This window comes from Rhizobium esperanzae, from assembly GCF_002204185.1.
GTDB lineage: Bacteria > Pseudomonadota > Alphaproteobacteria > Rhizobiales > Rhizobiaceae > Rhizobium > Rhizobium esperanzae.
The window spans coordinates 41,277-64,345 of the sequence record NZ_MXPU01000003.1; the positions used below are offsets into that span (position 1 = coordinate 41,277).

At 63.0% G+C, this 23,069-nt stretch carries 21 protein-coding genes, 1 pseudogene and 1 riboswitch; of the genes and pseudogenes, 10 read left to right on the forward strand and 12 right to left on the reverse strand.

Translation table 11 applies throughout. The features are described 5' to 3' along the window. Nucleotides 1-4: 4 nt before the first annotated feature. A complete protein-coding gene (locus B5E41_RS04565; RefSeq protein ID WP_088391438.1) occupies nt 5-688 on the forward strand; it encodes a class I SAM-dependent methyltransferase in 684 nt (227 codons plus the stop codon). On the opposite strand, the gene B5E41_RS04570 is transcribed toward B5E41_RS04565, so the two are convergent. The 5 genes from B5E41_RS04570 to B5E41_RS04590 all read right to left on the reverse strand — a co-directional run bounded on the left by B5E41_RS04570 (nt 669) and on the right by B5E41_RS04590 (nt 5,716). After that, a complete protein-coding gene (locus B5E41_RS04570) occupies nt 669-1,481 on the reverse strand; it encodes an ABC transporter ATP-binding protein (protein WP_088391440.1) in 813 nt (270 codons plus the stop codon). The genes B5E41_RS04565 and B5E41_RS04570 overlap by 20 nt on opposite strands. Before the next feature lie 7 nt (nt 1,482-1,488). Then, nucleotides 1,489-2,526 carry a FecCD family ABC transporter permease gene (locus B5E41_RS04575; protein WP_425350117.1) on the reverse strand — a complete coding sequence of 346 codons (1,038 nt, stop codon included), beginning with the start codon at nt 2,524-2,526 and terminating at the stop codon, nt 1,489-1,491. Continuing rightward, entirely contained in the window at nt 2,523-3,527 is a 1,005-nt protein-coding gene (locus tag B5E41_RS04580; protein WP_088391442.1) for a FecCD family ABC transporter permease, read from the reverse strand. Before B5E41_RS04580 ends, B5E41_RS04575 begins: the two co-directional genes overlap by 4 nt. A 19-nt stretch (nt 3,528-3,546) precedes the next feature. Next, nucleotides 3,547-4,515, reverse strand: a complete 969-nt coding sequence (locus tag B5E41_RS04585) for an ABC transporter substrate-binding protein (RefSeq protein ID WP_088391444.1) — start codon at nt 4,513-4,515, stop codon at nt 3,547-3,549. Nucleotides 4,516-4,618: 103 nt separating this feature from the next. Further along, nucleotides 4,619-5,716 (reverse strand): adenylate/guanylate cyclase domain-containing protein, encoded by a 1,098-nt coding sequence (locus tag B5E41_RS04590; protein WP_088391446.1) that lies wholly within the window; start codon nt 5,714-5,716, stop codon nt 4,619-4,621. 446 nt (nt 5,717-6,162) lie between these two features. Between B5E41_RS04590 and B5E41_RS04595 the strand changes: the two genes are divergently transcribed. Further along, entirely contained in the window at nt 6,163-6,387 is a 225-nt protein-coding gene (locus B5E41_RS04595) for an alpha-amylase family protein (protein WP_020921685.1), read from the forward strand. 79 nt (nt 6,388-6,466) lie between these two features. On the opposite strand, the gene B5E41_RS04600 is transcribed toward B5E41_RS04595, so the two are convergent. Both B5E41_RS04600 and B5E41_RS04605 read right to left on the reverse strand, forming a co-directional pair. Next, nucleotides 6,467-6,775 (reverse strand): GCG_CRPN prefix-to-repeats domain-containing protein, encoded by a 309-nt coding sequence (locus B5E41_RS04600; protein ID WP_011425935.1) that lies wholly within the window; start codon nt 6,773-6,775, stop codon nt 6,467-6,469. 173 nt (nt 6,776-6,948) lie between these two features. Continuing rightward, the gene (locus tag B5E41_RS04605; RefSeq protein WP_064803540.1) at nt 6,949-7,395 is read right to left on the reverse strand and encodes an SRPBCC family protein; all 447 of its coding nucleotides are present in this window, start codon (nt 7,393-7,395) and stop codon (nt 6,949-6,951) included. 267 nt (nt 7,396-7,662) lie between these two features. Then, a riboswitch (FMN riboswitch) is annotated at nt 7,663-7,805 on the forward strand. A gap of 79 nt (nt 7,806-7,884) precedes the next feature. On the opposite strand from B5E41_RS04605, the gene B5E41_RS04610 reads away from it, so the two are divergent. Together B5E41_RS04610 and B5E41_RS04615 are read left to right on the forward strand one after the other, a co-directional pair. Then, nucleotides 7,885-8,319: a 6,7-dimethyl-8-ribityllumazine synthase gene (locus B5E41_RS04610; protein ID WP_011425937.1), complete on the forward strand. Its 435-nt coding sequence runs from the start codon at nt 7,885-7,887 to the stop codon at nt 8,317-8,319. Between the two features lie 249 nt (nt 8,320-8,568). After that, a pseudogene (locus tag B5E41_RS04615) lies at nt 8,569-9,257 on the forward strand (VOC family protein). A 303-nt stretch (nt 9,258-9,560) separates the two neighbouring features. Here the strand turns inward: B5E41_RS04615 and B5E41_RS04620 are convergent. Both B5E41_RS04620 and B5E41_RS04625 read right to left on the reverse strand, forming a co-directional pair. Beyond that, a complete protein-coding gene (locus B5E41_RS04620; RefSeq protein WP_088391448.1) occupies nt 9,561-10,337 on the reverse strand; it encodes a DUF1194 domain-containing protein in 777 nt (258 codons plus the stop codon). A gap of 370 nt (nt 10,338-10,707) precedes the next feature. Next, the gene (locus tag B5E41_RS04625) at nt 10,708-11,247 is read right to left on the reverse strand and encodes a Pycsar system effector family protein (protein WP_088391450.1); all 540 of its coding nucleotides are present in this window, start codon (nt 11,245-11,247) and stop codon (nt 10,708-10,710) included. Nucleotides 11,248-11,377: 130 nt separating this feature from the next. Between B5E41_RS04625 and B5E41_RS04630 the strand changes: the two genes are divergently transcribed. Both B5E41_RS04630 and B5E41_RS04635 read left to right on the forward strand, forming a co-directional pair. Then, entirely contained in the window at nt 11,378-15,136 is a 3,759-nt protein-coding gene (locus B5E41_RS04630; protein WP_088391452.1) for a FecR domain-containing protein, read from the forward strand. After that, a complete protein-coding gene (locus tag B5E41_RS04635) occupies nt 15,136-17,118 on the forward strand; it encodes an adenylate/guanylate cyclase domain-containing protein (RefSeq protein WP_088391454.1) in 1,983 nt (660 codons plus the stop codon). The genes B5E41_RS04630 and B5E41_RS04635 overlap by 1 nt, the downstream gene beginning before the upstream one ends. Before the next feature lie 32 nt (nt 17,119-17,150). Here B5E41_RS04635 and B5E41_RS04640 read toward each other — a convergent pair whose 3' ends face one another. Both B5E41_RS04640 and B5E41_RS04645 read right to left on the reverse strand, forming a co-directional pair. Beyond that, nucleotides 17,151-17,678, reverse strand: a complete 528-nt coding sequence (locus B5E41_RS04640; RefSeq protein ID WP_088391979.1) for a GNAT family N-acetyltransferase — start codon at nt 17,676-17,678, stop codon at nt 17,151-17,153. 253 nt (nt 17,679-17,931) lie between these two features. Next, nucleotides 17,932-18,513 (reverse strand): TetR/AcrR family transcriptional regulator, encoded by a 582-nt coding sequence (locus B5E41_RS04645; protein ID WP_088391456.1) that lies wholly within the window; start codon nt 18,511-18,513, stop codon nt 17,932-17,934. Nucleotides 18,514-18,651: 138 nt separating this feature from the next. On the opposite strand from B5E41_RS04645, the gene B5E41_RS04650 reads away from it, so the two are divergent. Together B5E41_RS04650 and B5E41_RS04655 are read left to right on the forward strand one after the other, a co-directional pair. Continuing rightward, nucleotides 18,652-19,209: a DUF308 domain-containing protein gene (locus tag B5E41_RS04650; protein ID WP_088391458.1), complete on the forward strand. Its 558-nt coding sequence runs from the start codon at nt 18,652-18,654 to the stop codon at nt 19,207-19,209. 161 nt (nt 19,210-19,370) lie between these two features. Then, on the forward strand, nt 19,371-20,351 hold the full coding sequence (locus tag B5E41_RS04655) for an SDR family oxidoreductase (RefSeq protein WP_088391460.1): 981 nt from the start codon (nt 19,371-19,373) through the stop codon (nt 20,349-20,351). Between the two features lie 293 nt (nt 20,352-20,644). Here the strand turns inward: B5E41_RS04655 and B5E41_RS04660 are convergent, their stop codons facing one another. Continuing rightward, nucleotides 20,645-21,397 carry a nucleotidyltransferase domain-containing protein gene (locus B5E41_RS04660; protein WP_088391981.1) on the reverse strand — a complete coding sequence of 251 codons (753 nt, stop codon included), beginning with the start codon at nt 21,395-21,397 and terminating at the stop codon, nt 20,645-20,647. Nucleotides 21,398-21,668: 271 nt separating this feature from the next. On the opposite strand from B5E41_RS04660, the gene B5E41_RS04665 reads away from it, so the two are divergent. Together B5E41_RS04665 and B5E41_RS04670 are read left to right on the forward strand one after the other, a co-directional pair. Next, nucleotides 21,669-22,364: a fumarylacetoacetate hydrolase family protein gene (locus B5E41_RS04665; RefSeq protein WP_088391462.1), complete on the forward strand. Its 696-nt coding sequence runs from the start codon at nt 21,669-21,671 to the stop codon at nt 22,362-22,364. Nucleotides 22,365-22,374: 10 nt separating this feature from the next. Continuing rightward, complete coding sequence (locus B5E41_RS04670) at nt 22,375-22,905, forward strand: gamma carbonic anhydrase family protein (protein WP_088391464.1); 531 nt, start codon at nt 22,375-22,377, stop codon at nt 22,903-22,905. Nucleotides 22,906-23,069: the final 164 nt, after the last annotated feature.

Sequence of the window (23,069 nt, forward strand, 5' to 3'; positions counted from 1 at the left end):
AGGGATGGCTGAGGAATCGCAGAAAAACATCGGCACGTGGTACATCGACCCCGATGCCGAAGACAGGATGGCCGATGGACATGCGCCCATCTGGCGCCACCTAATCGATCTCATGCTGGAGCGCGACCTCTCCGACAAAAGCGTGCTCGATTTCGGCTGCAATCAGGGCGGCCTGCTGCGCCATCTCTATGCGATCCGCCCGTTCCGCAAGGCGCTCGGCATCGACATCGCCGAAACCTCCATTGCCAAGGCCGAGACGCTGAAAGGTAATCTGCCGATCCAGCATCAGGTCGGCGGCAGGCTGGAGGGCTGGAGCGACGAATTCGACCTCGCCGTCAGCCATGAGGTCATCTATCTCGTTCCCGATATCGACACACACGCCGCCGATATTCGCCAGGCGCTGAAGCCGGGCGGCGTCTATTATGCGGTGACCGGCTGCCACACGGATAATCCGCTCTGGCCGAGATGGCGCGAGCTCGTCGCCAACCGCACCAACACCGTCGTTCAGGATCGGTCGATCACCGATTACGGCCTCGCCTTCGAAAAGGCAGGCTTCGACGTCTCCGCCCGCAAGCTCGAATATGAGGGTTTCATACCCTTCGTCGCGGATGGCTGGACGCCTGATTTCGCCGATGCGCTGGACTATTACACCCAGACGAAGATCGTCTTCAGGCTGGTGAAGCGCTAGACGCTGCCGGCTGAAGCCGCATCAGCTCTGCATCGAAATGCGGTGGATTGTTCGGAGCGACCTGGACGAAACGACCCCTGACGCGGAAGATGTCCTGGACGAGGTTGCGCTCGGCAAGCTCGCGTGGCGCGCCGTCGAATCTGAGCTGCCCCTTTTCGAGCAGCGAGATGCGGTCGCTGACGGCGATCGCCTGGTTGATGTCGTGGATTGCCATGACGACCGTCACGCCCTTCTCGCGGCTCAGTCGATGCACGAGATCGAGCACCTCGACCTGATAGCCGATATCGAGGAAGGAGGTCGGCTCATCGAGCAGCAGGATCTCCGCTTCCTGCGCGAGAGCGGCCGAAATCCAGGCTCTCTGACGTTCGCCGCCGGACAATTCGCGCAGGCTGCGGTCGGCCAAATCAGACAGGCCGGTGCTTTCGAGCGCCCATTCGATCGCCTCTTCGTCGCGGCTGTCGTAAGAGCGGAACAGGCCGACATGCGGATAGCGGCCCTGACGCACGAGCTGGGCGACGGTCATCTCGTCGGGTGCGGCCGGCTGCTGCGGCAGGAAGGCGAGCTTCTTCGCCAGCATGCGGCGCGACATCGAGGCGACGGCGGCGCCGTCGAGCGACGCCCTGCCCGCCGCCGGCCGGATGAGGCCTGCCAGTGCATGCAGCGCCGTGCTCTTGCCAGAGCCGTTCGGCCCGATCAGTGCCCGGATCTCGCCCTTCTTGAGCGAGAGATTGAAACCGCTGAGGGCTTTTCGCTTGTTGTAGACGACCGAGAGGTCGGAACAGGACAATGGCATTTCGGCCTCACATGGTTTTGCGCAGCAGCGCGAGCAGAAGCGGCACGCCGAAAACGGCCGTGACCACGCCGATCGGGATTTCCTCGGCCTGGCCGAGCAGCCGGCCGATGAGATCGCCAAGCGTGACGATGACGGCGCCGAGCACGATCGTCAGCACAAGCGACAGCCTGAAATTCCGCCCCGCCAGGAAGCGTGCGAGATGCGGTACGATGAGGCCGACGAAGACGATCGGCCCGACCGCGCCGACGGCGCTTGCCGCAAGCGCGCAGGAGAGGATCAGCACGATCGAGAACTGCCTGCGATAGCCGAGCCCGAAGGATCGGGCGACGAGCGCATCGAACTGCAACAGCATCAGCGGCCGGTGGATGACCGGCAGCATGGCGAGGCCGGCAATGGTGAAGGGCAGCAGGAAGAGCGCATGATCCCAGCTGCGGGCGTAGAGACTGCCGGACAGCCATTCGAGAATGATCTCGATGCGGGCCGATCCCCATCCGGCGATGAGGCCGATCGCCACCGCATGCAGCACCGCGCCGACCGCGACGCCGCAAAGCGTGATGCGCAGGGCGCTGAGGCCGAGACGGAAGGCAAGCAGATAGATGACGCCGCCGGCAAGCAGGCCGCCGGCAAGGCCAGCCGCCGGCAGCCATGCCACCGGCAGTTCGGCCAGCGTGTTCGAGCCCGGCTCGAAAATATAGACGGTAAAGAGCAGGAAGATCGTCACCGATAGTGTCGCCCCCTGCGACACGCCCATCAGCGAGGGATCGGCCAGCGGGTTGCGGGTAATGGTCTGCAAGAGATATCCCGCCAGCGAAAAATGGATACCGGCCAGAATCCCGGTGGAGATGCGCGGCAGCCGGATATCGAGAATGATCAGCCGCGCTTCCGCCGAGCCGCCGCCGGTCAGCACCACCGCGACGTCGCCCATGGAAATATCGGCAACGCCGAGGAAGATCGCCGCCGCAAGCGACAGGAGCGCCAATGCGGCAAGCGCAGCTGTCATGCCGAGGCTTGCCGGGCCGGCCGATATCGATGCCGGCGCGCTCATCGCATCTCACCCGCAAGGCTCAGCCGTCCGCGTTGGACGAGATAGATGAAGATCGGGCCGCCAAGCAATGCGGTGACGATGCCGACCGGCAGTTCACGCGGGATGGCGATGCTGCGCGCGAAAACATCGGCGACCGTCACGATCAGCGCGCCGAGAGCAGCACTCAATCCGATCTCCCATCCGGTGCCGCGTGGCTTCAGCAACCGGGCGATGTGGGGAGCGGCAAGACCGACGAAAGCCACCGGCCCGGCAATTGGCGCGACGCCCGCGACCGGAATAACGGCAAGAATGAGGACGAGCGGTTTCCACAGTCCGAGCTGCAGGCCCATGCCGGCCGCCGCATGATCGCTCAGCATGAACATGCCGATGACACGCCGCAGAAGGAGCGCCCCGACGACGCCGGCGATCGTCCATGGCAGCATATAGAGGAGATGCGACCAGGTGCGCCCCTGGAAGCCGCCGGCAAGCCAGAAGAGCAGTGATGCCGATTGCGGCCCGGTCAAGAGCAGCACATAGGTGGTAATCGCGCCGAGAAACAGCGAGACGCTGACGCCGCCGAGCGCAAGCTGCAGCGGCCGTCCCTGCCCGCCGCGCGAAACCCAGAACGTCACCGAAGCCGCCGCAAGTCCACCGGCGAGGCCGATGAACGGATAATAGGCAGGCGAAAGCCAGGGCACGAAGACGAAGCAGCAGACGATCGGTGCGACCGACCCCGCGGTCACGCCGGTGATGCCGGGATCAGCCAACGGATTGCGCGTCAGCGTCTGCAGCACATAGCCGGAAACGGCAAGCCCCGCGCCGCCGGCAGCTGCCGCCAGACTGCGCGGCAGGCGCAATGTCCAGACGAGAACGGATTCGAGCTTCCCGTCGGGCGCCAGCAGCACGCGAACCGCGGTCTCGACCGAGAGCGTCTTGGCGCCGACCAGCAGCCCGAGCATCGCCGCCAGCATGGCGGCGACGACGATGAGCCCTATGGCCAGGAATGATTGCCGGGGACTCATCGCAGACCTATCCTTGGGCTTAGTTCTGCAGTTCGGCCGGGATCAGCTTGACGGCTTCGGCCTTGACGTCGACGGCCGGGAACGTGTCGGGGTAGAGGTAGTGCGCGGCCTCGCGCAGCACGATTTCGCGGGCGATCGGGCCATTGGTCTCGACCCACTGGTCACCGACATAGAAGACGCGGTTGTTCTTGACCGCCGAAAGCTGCGACCAGATCGGGTTGCTCTCATGCGGGCGATCCGGGCCGGAATCATAGACGAAGATGACCTCGGGGTCCTTTTCCAGCATGGTTTCGAGGCTGAGGTCGATGCCGAACTCGCCGCCCGGGCTCTTCGGGCCGGGAACATTGTCGCCGCCGATCGCCGCGACAATCGAGGCCGCGGTGTTTTCCGTGTGGAAGGCGAAAGGCGTTGCACCGCCCCACATGATCAGGAAGCGCGGATGAACGTCCTTCGGCGCCTTGGCGGCGAACTCTGCAAGATGCTTGCGGAAATCGGCGTTCAGCTGCTCGCCGCGCTCGGGCCTGCCGAGCAGCTTGGAAAGGGCGGCGGTCTCGCTGTAGCTCTCTTCGAGCAGTTCCATGTTGTAGGCGACATAGGGCGCGATGTTCTGAAGCTGCGCCGCATTGCCGACCGTATAGCGGCGGATCGCGATGATCAGATCCGGCTTGGCTTCGGAGAGAAGTTCCAGATTGGGCTTGGCGCGCTGGCCGATCTGCTTCATCCCGGAGGTCAGGCCGAGCAGGAAATCGGGCTCGCGGCCTTTCGTCATATAAGTGCTGGCGACCGGCTTGATGCCGAGTGCCAGCGCGACGTCATCTGCGAAATAGGAAATCGAGGCAATGCGCTTCGGCTGTGCCGGTACTTCGACGGTGACGCCGCGGTCGTCGACGACCGAGACTTTCTTGCCGTCGTCGGCCTGCGCGGCCCCTGCCATGAGCATTGCGGACAGGCCCAGGGCCGAGAAAAACTTATGTGCGTATCGAGTCATATCTGAAAACTCCCCTCTGACGGGCAGAGGCTTTAGCCAAAAAAGCGGAGTTTAACAATCATGTTTTTTGCGCGGTTTCTGATAAAAGACGGCACTGCAGGACTCAATCCTCAGCCAAAGTGAAGACGGCGCACGGCTCGGCGATGCCGCGCAGGGTGTGCTGGCCGAGCGGCATCAGCGCGGCATCGGTATTCGCCGCCACCGCGCCTGAGATCAGTACGCTATGGCCGAGCGGCTTGCAGAGCCCTTCCAGCCGGCTGACCAGATTGACCGCCGGACCGATGGCAGTGAAATCTAGCCGGTCGGCGGCGCCGATATTGCCCCAGAGGATTTCGCCGAAATGCAGGGCAGCGCCAAAGGGCAGCGGCGCCAGCCCCTCAGCCACACGCATCCCATCGAGATAGACCATGCCAGCGCGGCTGGCAGCGACAGCCCGAAGCGCCGCCTCGCAAGCCTCTCGATCAGCCCGGGCCTCGTCACCGGAAGCAGCGGTGACGGGAAAAATCGCCAACACGCCGTCGCCGATGAATTTCAGCACCTCGCCGCCAAACGCGTGCACGGCGCCGGCGACGCGGTCGAAATAAGCGTCGAGCGCTGATATCATCGCCTGCGGCTCCGTCACCTGGGAAAGCGCGGTGAAATCCCGCAAATCGGCGCAGAGAAGAGCGGCGCGAATGGTTTCACCGGTGCCACGGGCAAGCGCACCCGACTGAACCCGAGCCGCACTGCGCCGACCGAGATAGGCTTCCAGCAGTGCTGACCGCGCCTCCCGCGCCGCAAGGGCTGCGAGCGGCGCGGCAGCAAAACGCGCGACCTCCTGCAGCCGCGCGGCTTCATCAGGAGCAAATTCGTCCGCCCCTTCCCCCTTGGCGATGCCCGCCCAGCCAAGCATGGCGTCGTCCTGAGAAGCTCCAACCCTCTCCTCCCAAACCGGCCCGAGCCCTGCCAGCCATTCGCGCCCGGCATCGCTTTGAGGTGCGGCGGCAAATCCCAGCGCCTCGATGACGGCTCCGGTTTCGGCCCGCCACAGCCAGGTACGCCGCGCGATGATCGGATGCGGCACCGAAAGTGTCAGCGCGCCGCCGGAAAGCGCCAGGCCATCGGCCAGCAGCCGGCGCCCGAGCTCGGCCAGAAACCGTTCGGGACCGGGCGAAGCCGCAGCCTCGTCAATCAGCCAGGCAAGAGAGGAAGGCAGATCCATGGGTTAACATTGGCATTGCAACACCACGCGGGCAACCCCGGGACATCAGCCACGGGCACTCCTGCGGCCTCTCAAGAGGTCTCCGGTATCCGCCTGTTGGCAGCCAAAGCCCGAGATGTCACCCTCAGCCTTGTGCCGAGGATCTGCGACGATCCAATTACGGATTTGAAAGCAAAGGGGTTTCTGTCAAGCAATTGCCCTGGTCAAATACTCGGCACAAGGCCAAGCATGAGGGAGGAGACTTTGCCGGCAAACAGAGGACACCGTGGGGGATTTCCTGTCGGCACTTGCTCCCGCCGAGTCCCTCCGCGACCTGTCAACCCCACCGCTCAACAACTCTGTGGAAAACCATTCACCTCGGTGGAAAAAATCCGATAAACACTTTTAAATTGCGCGACATCGATTCGATAATGTGCCAGATTGTCCTTAGCAATTGAGGGGTTGCGATGGGCACGACATACTGGCCGAAAGACCCGCTTGACGGGAATGACATGACGCTATTGACGTCGATCCTTCGGCGGTGGTGTGCGCGCTATGGGATCGAGTTTACGGCCGAGGAAAGCAAGCGGAAGGCGAAGGAACTCATCGAATGGTTCGAGTTCGGCGTCAAGGATCCGGCCGAGCTCGAAGAGCTGATTGACGGAAAGCACTGGCTCGTCAGCCGCATCTGAGCGCGGTCGTTATTTCAACAGATAAAGGCCGGGCGAAACATCGCACCGGCCCTCGTTCGTCCGCTTCTGTCAAAGGCTTTTAGTAGTCATCCCGCCAGCGGCGTTCGCGGTCCCAGCGCCGCTCATAGCGCCAACGCGGGCCATCCCAATCGCGATGACGCCGCTCCCAGCCCCAGCGGGGCGGACCGCCATAGAAAGCTACAGGCGGCGGGCGGCGCCAGTTGCGCCGGCATTCGCCCCAGCGGGTCAGGTGCCAGCCGCGACCACAGGCGTAGTCGACCTTTGTGACAGTGCTCTCAACCTTGATTGCCCCGATCGGCATCGCCTGAGCTGTGCCGATCGAGAGGCTGCCAGCGAGCAAGGCAGCCGCGATAGAAAGTGCCTTCATCGAAAACTCCATTTCGTCCAGCCGCAATCACCTTAGGACCGCCAAATTGAACTGGAGATGAACTGCACGTTCATGTTTACCGACGAATAAGCAGCACTTTTTTGACCGCGGCGGATCGTTCTTCCCGCAGCGTCAAGCGCTTGAGGAACATCCCGCCGCCTGCCGAAAACCGTTCATCTCCTGCCGTAAAATGGATCTGGACCAGGGTTCCGCCCGGCGGCGACCTCGGTGAGCCGTCCGAGGTAATGCGCCCAGCCTTCCTCATGGCCAGCGCATTGCTCCGCACTCGGCAGGCCGCTATGGGTGAGCCGCAAAAGCGTCCCGCCTCCCTGCTCGATCAGGTCGATCTCGACCAGACTCGATCCCGGCGGCACCACCTCGCTGCCGTCCCAGCCGAAGCTGTAGGCAAGCCGATGCACCGGCACCACCTCGCGAAACGAGCCGCGCGCAAAGCGGGCGCCGGTGACGTTGACGAGGTAGAGCCCGCCGGGCTCCGGCTCGACCTCGGCCTCCGTCCCCATCCAGCGCAGGATCTTCTCCGGATCGGTCATCAGCGCAAACACCGCCGCCGGCGGCGCCGCAAGATGCGCCTCACGGCGCACGACGAAAGATTCTGGCATGTCTCTCTCCCATGGTTGCTGCCCCGGTTCGGGGGAACGACACATCCTGCTGTTTTGACGTGAGTGTCCTCAGCGAAGCATGTAGGCGTGAAGATACGCCTAGCAAGGGCGGGCATCCTGTAACGCGCGCTTAGCGTGAGACCCTCACCGGCCTCGGCGCGGCAACCTGCGGGCACCTCAGAATGAGGCTCGCTTGGGTTACAACCCGCACCCATCCGGAAACCATCTTACCCTATTGCCAGCCCGCCGCCTTGCCCCTATTGTCCGCGCCGTTCTCAGGGCGGGGTGAAAGTCCCTACCGGCGGTATGCAGTTTCGATTGCGAGCCCGCGAGCGCCTTCCTCGGAAGGGTCAGCAGATCAGGTGAGATGCCTGAGCCGACGGTCATAGTCCGGATGAAAGAGAACGTGCGCTGCTGCTGCCCTCCAGGCTGGCGGCGGATGCTCGTGATCGCCTTGGGTGACGTGTCTGTACGCCAAAGGAGATTACCATGACACCCACCCGTTACGCCTTCGTCAAAGCCGGCTGGCACGCCGATATCGTCGACCGTGCGCTTGAAGGCTTCCAACAGCTTGTTCCCGCCGAACAGATCGACGTATTCGACGTCCCCGGCGCTTTCGAAATGCCGCTGCTGTCGCGCGATCTTGCCGCGACCGGACGTTATGCCGCCGTCATCGCCGCCGCCTTCGTCGTCGACGGCGGGATCTACCGCCACGAATTCGTCGCCCAAGCCGTCGTCGATGGCCTGATGCGTGCAGGCATGGATACGGGCGTGCCGGTGCTATCCGTTTCGCTGACGCCGCACCACTATCAGGAAACCGAGCATCACACGCAGATCTACCGCGCCCATTTCGTCGAGAAGGGCCGCGAGGCGGCACGCGCCGCCCTGATGATCGGCAAGACACGTGCCGCTCTTGCGGCCTGAAGCAGGTCGCGCAAAAGTGTGCAGCGGTTTGCGGCAACGACATGCGTGAAAACAAAAACCTAAAGCGCAAAGAGCGAATCTGAAAGATCGCGACGCGCTTTAGCAGCCGCGCGACAGGCGGCGGGATCGGCCCGCCGTCTCTTTTGCTCCGATAGAATAATTGATTCGACGCCCCCAACGCGCTGTGGTCCACTCGACCCCGACATGTATCGCCATTCTTAATGCGTCCAAACCTCAAGGGAGCTGAAGATGAGCAATGCAATGCGCAGTGAACCCACCACCGAATCCATGAAAACACGACCGGTCGACACCAAGCTCGAAGTGGTCGTCATCCCCGTTTCCGACGTCGACCGCGCCAAACGTTTCTATGACGGCCTGGGCTGGAGGCTCGACGCCGACTTTGCCAATGATGCCGATTTTCGGGTGATCCAGTTCACCCCGCCGGGCTCCGGCTGCGCCATCATCTTCGGCAGGAACGTCACGGCCGCCGCCCCCGGCTCCGCGCAAGGGCTCTACCTCATCGTCTCCGACATCGAGGCCGCGCGGCGCGATCTCATCGCCCGCGGCGTCGAGGTGAGCGAGGTCTTCCACGACGCATCGGGCGTCTCTGCCGGCAAGGACGAGCCCTATCTCTTCGGGCGCCTGCGCATCGCCGGCCACGACCCCGAGCACCGCAGCTACCGTTCCTTTGCCTCGTTCAAGGATCCCGACGGCAATGGTTGGCTGTTCCAGGAAGTCACCACCCGCCTCCCCGGCCGCATCGACGCCGATGAGACGGCCTTCTCGACATCGAGCGACCTTGCGGCGGCACTCCGCCGCGCCGCCCAGGCCACGGCGAACACGAGAAACGCAACGGCGGCAAGTATGATGAGAACTGGCCGGACTGGTACGCCGAATACATGGTCAGCGAACAGGCCGGCAGGCAATTGCCGTTGTAGGTGGCGCCGGCAGACGTTGGGAGCACCCGGCTCGCCTTCAAACCCCTCATGGCGGGCTTCTTTCCTTTTAAACGTGCCGTGTGCCCCCTCTGTCCTGCCGGACATCTCCCCCACAAGGGTGGAGATTGGCAAGTGGCCTGACCGTCGCTCCCTCCCAACCGGCAGCGACAATCACGATGCTTTAGTTGTTTGGGGAAGCCGTTACGCCCAGCCGATCTCCCTCCCTGTGGGAGATGTCCGGCAGGACAGAGGGGGGTGCGACACGGCGTGTCCTCTCATCCCAAGTCGCGCCACAGCCACGCCTCACCGATCGAATATATCCCGCCACTGCTTCTCGCCGATCAGACAATCCGTCGTCGGCGCGTCCGCAGCGATCCTCTCCACCCCAGGCGACGGAGAAATGCCGCTGATCTCGAGCACCAGCTTGCGGCGCACCGCGATGGCGAAATCCTCGATCTTGTGGACCGGCAGCACGAAGCTGCCGGGGCCGCCGATCACGCAATCGGCGTAATATTTGTCGAGCCCGCCGGGGGCATCGGAAGGACGCAGCATGATGGTCAGGCCGTTGATGATCATGCCTGACGCCACCGCCTTGTCGCGGGCGGGTATGACGGGATCGCCGGAATTGTTAGGGCCGTCGCCGGAAACGTCGATCACCTCGCGCCTGCCGCGAAAGGGACCGGTGGTGATCATGCTGGCGCCCTGATCGATGGCGGTGGAGATCGAGGTGCGCCGTTGCGTGGCAATCGGCCGGGCGTCGAGCTTGTCGGCAAAGGCGATCGCATCCGCCTCCGTCTCGATGACCTGCCAGTCGATCATCGAATCCTGGACGACATAGCCCGCCCATTCGAAATAGCTGATGGCGATGCGGCCGGTGAGCCCGCCCTTGACCGCATCGATGAATTCCTTGTGCTTGAGCGCTTCGACATAACCGTCGCGCTGAATGCCGATCTCTTCGAAGTCCATTGACCGCGAAGTGTCGACGGCAAGCACCAGCGTCACGTCGACCTCGTTTCCGCCCACCCCAGCTGTCGGCACGACTCCGGTAAGACCCATGAGCACCGCAATCGTCGTCAGCATCGACAAATCCCCGCGCCATCAAGCGAGGAAACTGTAACACAGCTTGGCCCGCGCAGGAGGCCCGGCCACGCCCGCGGCTTCAATTTTCGGTGATATTAGGAGTGCCCCTCGCCCTTCGAGGCCCCTCACGGGCACCGCAGGATGAGGCTCTCTTGAACGCTGGGCGATATCCCCACACCGCTCATCGGCCGCGACATCCGCCAACGTCCTCATGAGCGCGGCATCCTCCAACCTCCTTCATACTGAGGCGCGTAGCCCGCAGGGCGAAGCCTCGAAGGACACACTCCAGCGCTGCTCCTGGCTATCATCAATCCAGCGTACCGCCTCGCCATCGCGTCCCTGGAGTGAGGCTCTCTTTAAGGCCCCACCCTCACTCCGCCACCAAAAGCAGCACATAGGCGATCACGCTCACCATCAGCCCGCGAAATGCAAAGGTGACACAGCGGTACTTGTTGCAGGCGATGGCGGAGAGGATGTTGGCATTTTCGAAATACTGGTCGAAGAGGTAGCGCTCGTCACGGCGAACAGCGGCCTCGAAGAACATGTCGCGATGCTTGGGCCAGGAGCCCCAGAACAGCGAGGTGGAGGCGCCGAGACGCCGCGGCAGCACGACGAGAATCGCCGACAGGATGGAGAAGACCGAGGCTGCGGCAAGCAGGCCGGAGAACAGTATGCTGCCCGGCGTCCCCCCGGCGTAGCGCGCCAGGCTGAAGACGGCCCTCACCTCGCTCGAACTCACCAGAAAGGCGAGCATGAAAGTAAAGATATAGGCGGCCTTCTGATCGGATATCTTGATCTGATCATAAAATATGTCATTGATTTTCTTGATATGATCGAAATACTCGGTGCTGACGTCCCCGCTCGAGGGATTGCTCAGCATTACCTCAGTGGCATTTTCAAACTCGCTCACCTGAATACTCCATACCCCAAAGTGTTTCCCTGATATTACACTTCTCGACGAAAGCAAGAACACGTGTGCAACATGCTTGACTTTTCCACTCCACGCGGACAAAGGGGAAGCGGGGTATGGGGTCGAGGACATGCGGGGTTATTCCAGTAACATCTGTCGCATCGGGGTGGCGCTTGCGTTTGTCGTACCCGGGTTCGGGCTGCCGGCGATGGCCGATCCCCTGCCGCGTGCCACGCCGGTCGCCGGCTCGGTCATTGCCCGAAAGACCGGCGAGGAAGTGCGATTCATCGACGTGTCGGACTGGCGCGTCGTCGATATCAACCAGGATCTCCTGACTGGAGACGTACTGCGCACTAACGCCAACGGCCAGCTCGCCATCGTCTTTTCCGATCACACCCAGGTCCGCCTCGGCCGCAATTCGTCGCTGCAGGTCAAGAAGATGGCCGCGAGCGGCGATACGGTGCTCAATCTCCAATCCGGCACCATCTGGGCACGCGCCGAGCGCGGCGGCCAGGGCCTGACTGTGGAAACACCGGCTGCCGCCGCCGCGATCCGCGGCACCGACTGGACGATGACCGTCGAGGGCGCCAAGACCTCGATGATCGTGCTGGAAGGCCGCGTGGCGCTCAGCAACCCGCAGGGCAGCGTCGAGGTCAGCGAGGGTGAAGGGGCAGTCGCCACCATCGGCCAGGCGCCGCACAAGATCATCAGTGTCAATCCCGATGACCGCGAACAGATGCTTTTCTATCTGGACCTGCGCGACGGCTTCGACCTGATGCCGACCTCGCCCTTGCGGGCCGACCGCATGGCGACGGAGCGCCGCCGCCTGCTGGCGCTGCCGCCAGAGCGCCGCACGACTGAAGACTGGCTGGAACTCGCCGAAGTGCAGAGCGCCTTCGATGGACGGCAGGCCGCAGCCGCAACGCTGGAGAATATCCGCGGCCGCAAGCTGACGGCAGCCCAGCAGGCGCGCGTCGACCTGATCGACGCCACCATCGCCGGCTCCGAAAAGCGCTATGGCGATGCCGCAAAGCTCTTCCAGAAAGCCCTGCCGCATCTCGATCCGACACGCCGCAACATGGCGCAATATGGCGGCTATTTCGCCCGTTCGCTTGCCGATCCCAAACATGCCGAACCGCCGCCGGCCAATACCGCCGGCCCCTACGGCGCGATCATGCAAGCCTATACGACCGGCTTCTTGGAAAACCCTCGCGCGGCGCTCGAGATCATCAAGAAAGCCGAACAGCGCTATCCCGACGATCCGACCCTGCCGGCGGTCCGCGCCCAGCTGGCGCAGCTCACCGACGACGGCGAACAGATGAAGGAGGCGATCGAACGCTCGCTGGCGCTCGACCCTGACCATCCAATGGCGCTCTCCGCCCGCGCGAGCTACAGGGCGGTCTATCAGAGCGACATCAACGGCGCGCTTGCCGATCTGAACCGCGCCATCGAACTCGCCCCCGGCGCATCAGGCACGCTGAATTCGCTCGGCCTGCTGCAGAGTTCGCGCGACGCCAATGGCGAAGCGGAAAAGGCCTTCAAGAAGGCGATCGAGCTCGATCCGCAGGACCCGCTGCTGCACGCGAACTTGGCAATACTCTATCTCGACCAGGGGCGGATGAAGGAGGCCAAGCGCGAGATCGATACGGCAATCGCCCTCGATCCATCCTTCGATCTCGTCCTGCTCGCCCGCGGCCGCTATTACCTGCAGACCGGCGAGCGCGATAAGGCGCTCCAAGATCTGCTCGCCGCCAGCACCGCCAATCCGGCGCATTCGCAGTCGCAGCTGATGCTGGCCGCCGCCCATTACGAAAAGGGCGACCGTATCCCCTCGCAGCAGGCGCTCGACAATGCCGACCGGCTCGACAAGAACGACCCGGCCATCTCGGCCTTCCGCACTGCCGTCGATATCGACGATTACGACGCCGACGGCGCGATCCGCAACGCGCAGGAGTTCCTGCGCCGCTCGCGCGCCCGCGGCGGCGATTACAGCAGCCTCGGCGCCAATGCGAGCGCCGGATCGACCTTGAACGATGCCTTCCGCCTGCAGGGGCTGGACGCCTGGGGCCGCTATTATGGTGATGCGGTTTTCGATCCCTTCCAAGGCAGCGGCTATATCGATCAGTCGATCAAGGGCAGCATCTTTCCTTTCGTCAACGCCACCAATTTCAGCGACGACAACATCATCCAGAACCGCGGCAACGCATCGAGCTACTCATCCTTCATCCAGGGCCTGCTGATCAATCCGCACATGCTCTCCGGCCGTTCACGCTCGGCGACGCTGTTCGACGTTCCGTTCATCGAAGGCTCGCTCGGCGGCGGCATCAACAGCCTCGACGGGCATACCAGACGTATCGGTGAAGCCGATATCCAGGGCTATTCCAACGAAACCATCCCGATCAGCTTCTACGGCAACTTGACCTGGGAAGAGCTGGCGCTCGACCGCGACTACCGGGATTTCGGCGGTGTCCAGACGGATAATAAGCTGCTGGGCGCCAACGGTTATCTGACGGCAACGGTCACGCCCGATGATCGCGTGGTCGCGTTCGTCAACCACGGCAAGAATGATGGAACATTGAACGCGCAAACGCAGGGCACGGTGCTGACGGACCTGTTCAATTTGGCGGGCGTTCCGATTAGGGCGATAGTTACGTCGGAATATTTCCGCCGCGATGTGGAGAACGAGCTAACCAATGCCGGCATAGGCTGGAGCCACACCTTCGCCTATGAAAATATATTGAATGGTGCATTCCTCTATTCGGAGACCAGATCGCGAACAGCAAGCTCTCTTCAAGCCGACGATGCGCCTCTTTTCCCCCTACCCGATCCAGACATCATTCCTGTCCTTGATGGGGTCGAGGACATCTCATCCAAAACTTACATCGGGGCCCTCAGCCATTCCATCGGCAGCGGGCCGCTGACCTGGCGATACGGGATCGAGGGCGGGTGGACAGACACCAGCAAGACCATCTCATCCCGCTCTTATGAAATCGTTCCTCTCTTCCCGGTCATCCCGGAAGTCATCAGCGATCCCAGCACCACCAACAACACCGTCGATATCGGCCGCGCCTATGTCGATGTGCTGCATGAGATCACGCCCGATCTCAAGGGCGAATACGCCTTGTTCGCCACGCGCCTGGAAGGCGATGGCATCGATATCAGCCGGCTGGAGCCGCGCTTCGGTCTCGCCTGGACGCCGGTTCAAAACCACTGGCTGCGGGCCGCCTTCATGCGTCAAAGCTTTGATACCACCGTGCCGACCCTTGCCCCGATCGGCATACTCGGGCTGCAGGCCAACCAATTTTCGACCAATCTGCAAGGTTATACGGATACGGTCGCCCTGCAATGGGATGCAGAATGGACTGACCGCTTCTTCACTTCGGTCGAATATCAGCATCAGGAATTGCACGATTTCTCGATCGATTTGCCGCTGATCTCACTTCCCTCGGATACCAGTCTGCCGATCTCGCGCGGCAGCATCGATCGCGCTTCCGTCACTGCCAACGTCGCGCTCGGCAACGGCTTCGGTCTTTCAGCCACCTATGCCTATATGGATTCGGAGAACAGGGACCCGCTCGAGCCGATTTATGGCGGCCCTCTTCCCTTCATACCGCAGAATTCCGGGCAGATTGCCCTGACCTGGGTGAACGAAGCCAAGGTAAAGGCGACGGTCGCCGCCAACTATATCGGCGAGCGCGACGGCGATCGCTTCGGCACCAAGCTCGACGATTACTGGAGCCTCGACGCCCACCTGGTCTGGGAGCCGTTCGACAAGCGCATCGAGCTGGAAGCGGCCGCCTATAATCTGCTCGACGAGGACTTCGAGATCACCCCCGGCGTGCCCGGCTGGGGCCGCGCCTTCAAGGGCACGCTTAAAGTCCGCTTCTGATGCCGGCACAGAACGCGCCTCGGCAGACCGGACTGAACGGCGGTCAGATCGCAAGCCGTCGCCTCAGGCTGCTCGTGCTGTCGCTCGCCGTACTGGTCGCCATCTCGCTTCTGTCGCGCCTGCCCGCCTGGTCGCTGCTGGAGCTCAGAAGCTTCGACTATCTCTCGACCGTCGACGATCCCCGTCCGCCACCCGGCGGACCCGTCATCGTCGCAATCGACGAACCCTCGCTTGCCGATATCAACGCGCAGTGGCCCTGGCCGCGCAGGCTGCATGCCGAGCTCATCAGCCAGTTGCGCGCCGCCGGCGCCCGCGTCATCGGCCTCGACATCATCATGGCCGAGCCCTCGAACCCGGATAATGACGCGGCGATCACCAGTGCCGTCGGATCCGATGTCGTGCTGGCTGGCGACGAGACGCTGATCGAGACGCCACAGGCCTCGCAATTGATCCGCGCCACACCCATGCCGCAGCTGACCGACGCAGGCGCCGTCACCGGCATCGCCTCGATCGATCTCAGCGGCGACGGCATCTTCCGCCGCATTCCGGGCTACGAGGATGGCTTTGCCGCCATGCTTGCAAAGACCTCGGGAGTGGCGCCGGAAGCCCTGCCGGCTGGTCGGCTTATCCAATCCTTCGGCCCGGCCCGCAGCTATCCCACCGTCTCCTATTATCAGGCGCTCGACCCGAAGAACCTGCTGCCGCCGGATTATTTCAAGGATCGCGTCGTGCTCGTCGGCCTCAGCCTGCAGAATGCGCCTGAAATCGACAAAGGCGGCGTCGACGCCTTCGCAACCCCCTATACCGTTCACACCGGCAAGCTCGTCTCCGGCGTCGAGATCCAGGCGACGATCTACGACAATATCCGGCGCGGCCTGTCGATCGCCGAGGCCCGGCTGCCGACGGTTGCCGCCTGCATTCTGATATCGGTGCTGCTGGCCGCCGCCACCGTCTGGCGCTCGACGGGATGGTTGACGGTCGTGAACAGTGCGGCCGCCCTCCTCGCCTTTGCGGCCGTCAGTGCCGCCTGTATCCGGCTGGCCCATGTCTTCGTCTCGCCGCTTGGGCCTACGGTCGCCTATATCTCCGTCGTCTTCGGCCAGGCCGCTTTCGATTTTGCCGAGGAGCGCCGCAACAAGCGCCAGATCACTCGCGCCTTCGCCCAATATATCTCGCCCGATCTGGTCAAGCGCCTGTCGAGCGATCCCACGCAGCTGAAGCTCGGGGGCGAGCGGCGCACGCTCTCGGTGCTGTTCTCAGACGTACGCGGCTTCACCACCATCGCCGAGACGCTGAAGGATGATCCGGAACAGCTGACCGGCCTGATCAACCGGCTGCTGACACCGCTCTCCGATGTGGTGATGGATCACGGCGGCACGATCGACAAATATATGGGCGACTGCATCATGGCCTTCTGGAACGCGCCGCTCGACGATTCCGACCATGCGCTTCACGCCGTGCGGGCCTCGCTCGCCATGCAGGCGGCCATATCGAGGCTGAATGGCCAGTTGGAGCGGGAAGCGGCCGCACTCGGCAGCAAGCCGCACGTCCTGAAGATGGGCGTCGGCATCAACACCGGCGAATGCATCGTCGGCAATATGGGCTCGACCCGCCGCTTCGACTATTCCTGCCTCGGCGACAGCGTCAACCTCGCCTCCCGCCTCGAGGGCGCCTCGAAGAATTATGGCGTGGCGCTGCTGCTCGGCGAGGAAACCGCAAGGCTGGTGGCCGCCGACTACACCACCGTCGAACTCGACCGCATCATCGTCAAAGGCCGCACCGTCCCCTCGCCCGTCTTCACCGTCGTGCACAAGGCCGATGCCGCAGCGCTGGCCGCGCATCAAGCCTTCATCGAGGCGAAATATGCCGGGACGCTTGTGCCATCCGACCCGGTCTTCGATACGTTGGCTGCCGATATCCCAGAACTTGCCCCGTACTACGCCGCCATGCGGGATGCGCTGGTTGGCGATGGTGGGGAGTGATCGCGCAGCGACAGTTCTGCGCAGATGCTCCTCTACGAGCCGAGCGCGTACATGTTCGTCGGCGCGCCATGCAGCATCACCTCGCGCTCGAAACGGAAGCCGCATTTCTCGAGGATGCGGCTGGATGCGGCATTGATGGGACGCACCAGCCCGATCACGCGCTCCGCATGCAGCTCGTCGAAAGCAAAGGCCAGCGTTTCCCGCACCAGCTCCGTGGCATATCCTTGCCCCCAGCTTGCAGGCTGGAGATGATAGGAAAGATTAAGGCCGCCGAACTCCTTGGAAAGGGTCACGCCGCCGAAACCGATCAGCGCGCCTGCTGCCTCGACCGCCCAGCGCCCGAAGCCGTGATCTTTCCAATGACCTATGTCACGGGAAAGCCTCGCAGCACTTTCTTCCGGCGAATCCGGGCGCGGCATAGGCCGATGTGCAACCAACTCCGGTCGGGAAAAAAGCTCTGTCAAAAAATGAAAATCTCCGGCCACAGGAGTTCTAAGCTGCAATCTCGCAGTATGCCGGATCGCCGGAGACGCTGAGTCATTGAACTCTTTTTCCAGCATCGTCTGCCTCGTCATTGAGGACACGATATCCTCAGCACTTCTTGCCGGCCACGGCAATCTCCAACGCTCCTCATCCTGAAGTGCGCAGGCCAAAGGCAGGAGCCTCGAGGGACACGCCGCAGCGCCGCTCCTTGCATCCATCAACCGTCAGCCTGAGCACCCGCCTCGTCCTTCGAGGCCCCTGCGGGGCACCTCAGGATAAGGCTCTCTTGGGCCTCGGCGCGGCATCCGCCAGATTGGCGGGAGGAGATCGCTATGCGGTTCGCAGCCTCGCAATCTCGGGTCCAACCACCGCGATAAACAGTCCGGGATCGCCGAGAGCCCGCGCCGACAGCATTGCCCCATGCACCGAGGCCATCAGCATCTGGGCCTGCTCTTCCGGCCGCTTGTCCAGCCGGAACAGGCCCTGCTCCACGCCGGCCTGCAGCACCGAGGTCAGCCATGCCGCCAGATTTCGGAAATGGGCGCGCACGCGTGAGGCCACCTCGTCAGGCAGCATCTGCATTTCGCCGGCGAGCATGGCGCAGACGCAGAAGGGCTGCGAGGCGTTCTCGATGCAGGTACGCCAGTAGTCGATGTAGAATTGCAGCTGATCGGCAGGGCTTGCGGCTTGCTCGCGCAGCGACTGCAATCCCGCCGCCGCCTGCCTGGTGTAGCGATCGACCAGCACCGCGACCAGCTCGGCCTTCGCAGGGAAATGATGGTGGATGCTCGCCTTGCGGATGCCGATCGCGTCCGAGATGTCGGCATAGCTGAAGCCATTATAGCCACCCGCCACGATGAGCGACTGGGCGATATCGAGGATTTTGTCCGAGGTCGATGCCGTTGATTTCATACCGCCGCCTACCTTCTGGTAGGAAGATTGTCAAGCTCTGGCACTCTGCTCTCCCGTCACAAGAAGGTGTCCGCGAATTGCGTTGACTCCTGTTTGCCGCCTTCCTACTAGCAGGTAGACAAAACAGGAGCCCTGCCGATGCAAAATCAATCTTCCAATCAGTCCGACTGGCTGCGATCCTACTACTTCACACGCGCCGCATTCTCGCTCATCTGGATTGCCGCCGCCATTCTCCTTGCCGGGCAAGCGGGCGCTGCGGCCTTCCTGCTGGTGATCTATCCCTTGTGGGATGCGCTCGCCAATCTGGTCGACGCCCGGGTCAATGGCGGCTTGCGGGCCAATCCGTCGCAGACGCTGAATGTCGTGGTCAGCACGGTCACCGCGCTCGCCGTCAGTATTGCGCTTGGTAAGAGCACCCATGCCGTCCTCGCCGTTTTCGGGGCCTGGGCGATCCTCTCGGGCCTGTTGCAGCTCTATACCGGTGTGAGGCGCTGGCGCACTGAAGGCGCCCAATGGGTGATGATCCTGAGTGGCGCGCAATCCGCCCTTGCCGGCGGCTTCATGATCGGCCGAGCGCTCGGCACGGCCACGCCGACGATCCACGATATCGTGCCTTATGCCAGTTTCGGCGCATTCTACTTCCTGCTCTCCTCGATCTTGCTTGCCGTCGCGGCCTATCGCAAAGCGCACGCATAGGCACTATCCGGCTCCTGCGGTGGTAGACTTGCCGCCGCCGGAAGCCGGGCACGACGCACTCATGATCTCGGCGATGCAAAAGATTTGCGGGAGACGATGAAATTCTTTACCGCTATGAAAGGTGATCACAGTCCCCGCGCCCAGCCTCCGAGGTCACTCCCATGGCTTTGAAAGTTCTCTTCATTGGCGGCACCGGCCAAATTTCCTATCCTTGCGTCGAACGCGCCGTTGCCGCAGGCCACGATGTCAGCGTCTACAATCGCGGCTTGAGAGACGCCGCCCTGCCCACCGGTGTCACCTCGATCGTCGGCGACTTGGGGTCGAGCGCTTACGCCGATCTCGCCGGGACCAATTATGATGTCGTCTGCCAGTTCATCGCCTTCACGCCGGATCAGGTGGCGCGCGATGTCGAGGTCTTCTCGGGCAATTGCAGCCAGTACATCTTCATCTCCTCGGCTTCGGTCTACGAAAAACCGCCGCGCCACTACGTGATCACCGAGGAGACGCCGGCGATCAATCCATACTGGCCATACAGCCAGGCCAAGATCGCCTGCGAGGAACTGCTCAAGAAGTCCGATAACCTCGTCTGGACGATCGTCCGCCCTAGCCACACTGTCCGCACCGGCCTGCCGATCATGATGGGCGATAGCGATATCATGGCAAGGCGCATGCTGGACGGCGACCCCATCATCGTAGCCGGCGACGGCCACACGCCCTGGACGCTCACCCGCTCGGTCGATTTCGCCGTGCCTTTCGTCGGCCTTTTCGGCAAAGACGCGGCGCTAAAAGAGATTTTTCACATCACCTCCGATCGTGCGCACCTCTGGAACGATATCCAGAAGACCATCGCAAGATTGCTGGGCGTGGAAGCCAAGATCGTCCACGTGCCGACGGACACGCTGATCAAGTACAATCCGGAATGGATCGGCCCGCTCCTCGGCGACAAGGCCTGGACGGCCATTTTCGATAATTCCAAGGTCAAGCGCGTGGCGGGCGATTTCACCTGCGCCGAGAGCCTGGATGAAATCCTGGCCGACTCGATCATGCACCTCAAGCAGCGCCTAACTAAGGGCCGGCCGCCCAGGGGTGAACTCGATGGGCTGATTGACAGGATTTGCGCGGCGCAAGGTGGGCTTGGTTAGGATACGGCAGGCGACGAGTGGTGGCGACAGCGCACTCGCCCGTGGCTGGATTCCTGTGACAGGCACAGGAATGAGGGAGTTTGGAGCGACGTTCTCGCCCGTGCTCCTCCCCTCTCGTTGGAACGCGGCATCCTCCAACATCCCTCATCCTGAGCGCGCAGGGCAAAGGCCGGAGCCTCGAAGGACGCGCTCCACCGCTGCTTCTTGCCTACATCCGATGCCGGCGCAGCCGCCTCGCCCTTCGAGGCCCCTCGTGGGGCACCTCAGGGTGAGGCTCTATCGACCACTCGCACCTATTCCAGCCGCCGCGCCTCCACCGGAGCCTCCTGCTTGAAGCCGTCGAAAAAGCGCCCGCCACGCAGGGCAAGTTCCCGATCGGCGAGAGCCAGGAGCCAGGCGCCGTCACCCTGCACCGCCAGCCTGAACGCGGCATCGAATTCCGCCGTCAGTTCCCCATCAAGCTTCATCATGAGCCGCGGCGCCCACTTGCCGCGGCCGGTCCATGCGCCGCGCCCAAGCAACATCAGATCGGCGAGCTTCTGGTAGAGAGCCGCCGCGATAGCAGCGATTTCTTCAGGCGGTCGGTCGCCGCGCAGGTCGTCGGCGAGATCAGTGACTTGATAGCGCAGCATATCATAGCTCGGGCTATCGAGAGGCTTCGGCCCCGCGGCGAGAACGCTCGCCGCCTTCGCCTGGATGAGGCGCCCACGCTCGATATCGGGCCCGATAATGCTGCCTGTCGCAACCATATTGACCATGATGGGACAGCCGCTCTCCGCGTCGTGATGGAGATAATGCGCCAGCGTCTGCGGATCATGGACGAAGGCTTCGACCGGAAAAACGTCTTCGGTGAAGGATTCCCGCCAAGCCCGGTCGAGCGACGAAAACACGACGACGAGATCAATGTCCGAAAAAGCAGCCCCCTCGCCGCGCATGATGGATCCGGAAACATAGGCGAAGGCGGCCCCGGCATAGCGGCTGGCGAGAGAGCGGCAGGCGGCGGCGCGCGCCCGCTCGGCAAGAAACTGTTTCTGGATATCGTCCACGTTCTCGTCCTCGAATGCGGAGACGAGCGGCAACAAAAAACCCGCTCGTTTCCGGCGGGTTGGTATCTTCTGCAATGAACGGAATTCAGTTCACGCTTCGGCCACCCACCGCCAAACGGTGGTCGTAGACATCGTGGAGACTGCGAAAATCCTGCTCATGGACGTAAGTTATCGCCCGCCGGCAACAGCGTCAATCCGCCAAGCACGCTTCCCCGCCGCACTGTTTTCCGTCTAAGATCACCGAAAGACTCGTTGAACAGGAAGGCCCGCCATGCCCCATCCCGCCACCGTCATTCCGCGCCCAGCACCGGTTCTGCTGCCGGTCGAAGGCAGCGACGAGCGTTTCCCGGTGCGCCGCGTCTATTGCGTCGGTCGCAATTATGCCGATCATGCGATCGAGATGGGCCATGATCCGAGCCGCGAACCGCCCTTCTTCTTTCAGAAGAACGCCGATAATCTGCTGCCGGCGGGCAACCCATTCCCTTACCCGCCGCTGTCGAACGACGTGCATTACGAGGTGGAATGCGTGCTGGCGCTGAAATCGGGCGGCGCGAACATCCGGGCCGAGCAAGCGCTCGATTGCATCTACGGCTATGCCGTCGGCATCGATTTCACCCGCCGCGACCTGCAGGGCGAAGCCAAGAAGCTTGGCCGTCCCTGGGAGCTCGCCAAAGCCTTCGAACATTCCGCCCCCGTCTCGGCGATCGTGCCGGCAAGCCGTCTCGGCCATCCCGCCGACGGCCGGATCTGGCTGGAGCAGAACGGCAGGCGCGTGCAGGACGGCGACCTCAACCAGATGATCTGGAAGGTGCCGGAGATCATCGCCGAACTGTCGAAGCTCTTCGTGCTGGCGGCCGGAGACGTGATCATGACGGGCACGCCGGCCGGCGTCGGCGCGGTTGCCAGGGGCGACCGCATCACCTGCGGCATCGAGGGTGTTGCGACGCTCTCGGTCGACATCGTCTGAGGAGAGGTCCATGCCCGTCTACGCGCTCGGCGGCCTGACGCCGAAACTGCCTGCCGCCGGCCTCCACTGGATCGCGCCGGATGCGCATGTGATCGGCGATATCGAGCTCGGCGAGAATGTCGGCATCTGGTTCGGATCGGTGCTGCGCGGCGACAATGAGAGGATCACCATCGGCGCCGGCACCAACATCCAGGAAGGCGTCATGGCCCATACCGACATGGGCTTTCCGCTGACCACGGGCAAGGGCTGCACCATCGGCCACCACGCCATCCTCCACGGCTGCACGCTCGGCGACAACGTGCTGATCGGCATGGGCGCGACCATTCTCAACGGTGCCAGGATCGGCAACAATTGCCTCGTCGGCGCCAATGCGCTGGTGACGGAGGGTAGGGAATTCTCCGACAATTCGCTGATCGTCGGCGCGCCGGCCCGCGTGGTGCGGGTGCTTGATGAGGCGGCTGTCGAGGGCATTCGCCGCTCGGCGGAAAATTATGTGGCGAATTGGCAGCGGTTTGCGCGGAATCTCAGGGTGATTGCGTGATTGCCGGTGGCAGCCCTCGCGGCCCTCATCGGAAAGCCTAGCGGCTGGCTGGCAACCTCGGACTTCGCGCAGGCCCGCCACACGGCATACTGATCAACCTCATCCTCGGATGCGCAGGCCAAAGGGCCGGAGCCTCGAAGGACGAGGACCGGTCACAGGCGCTT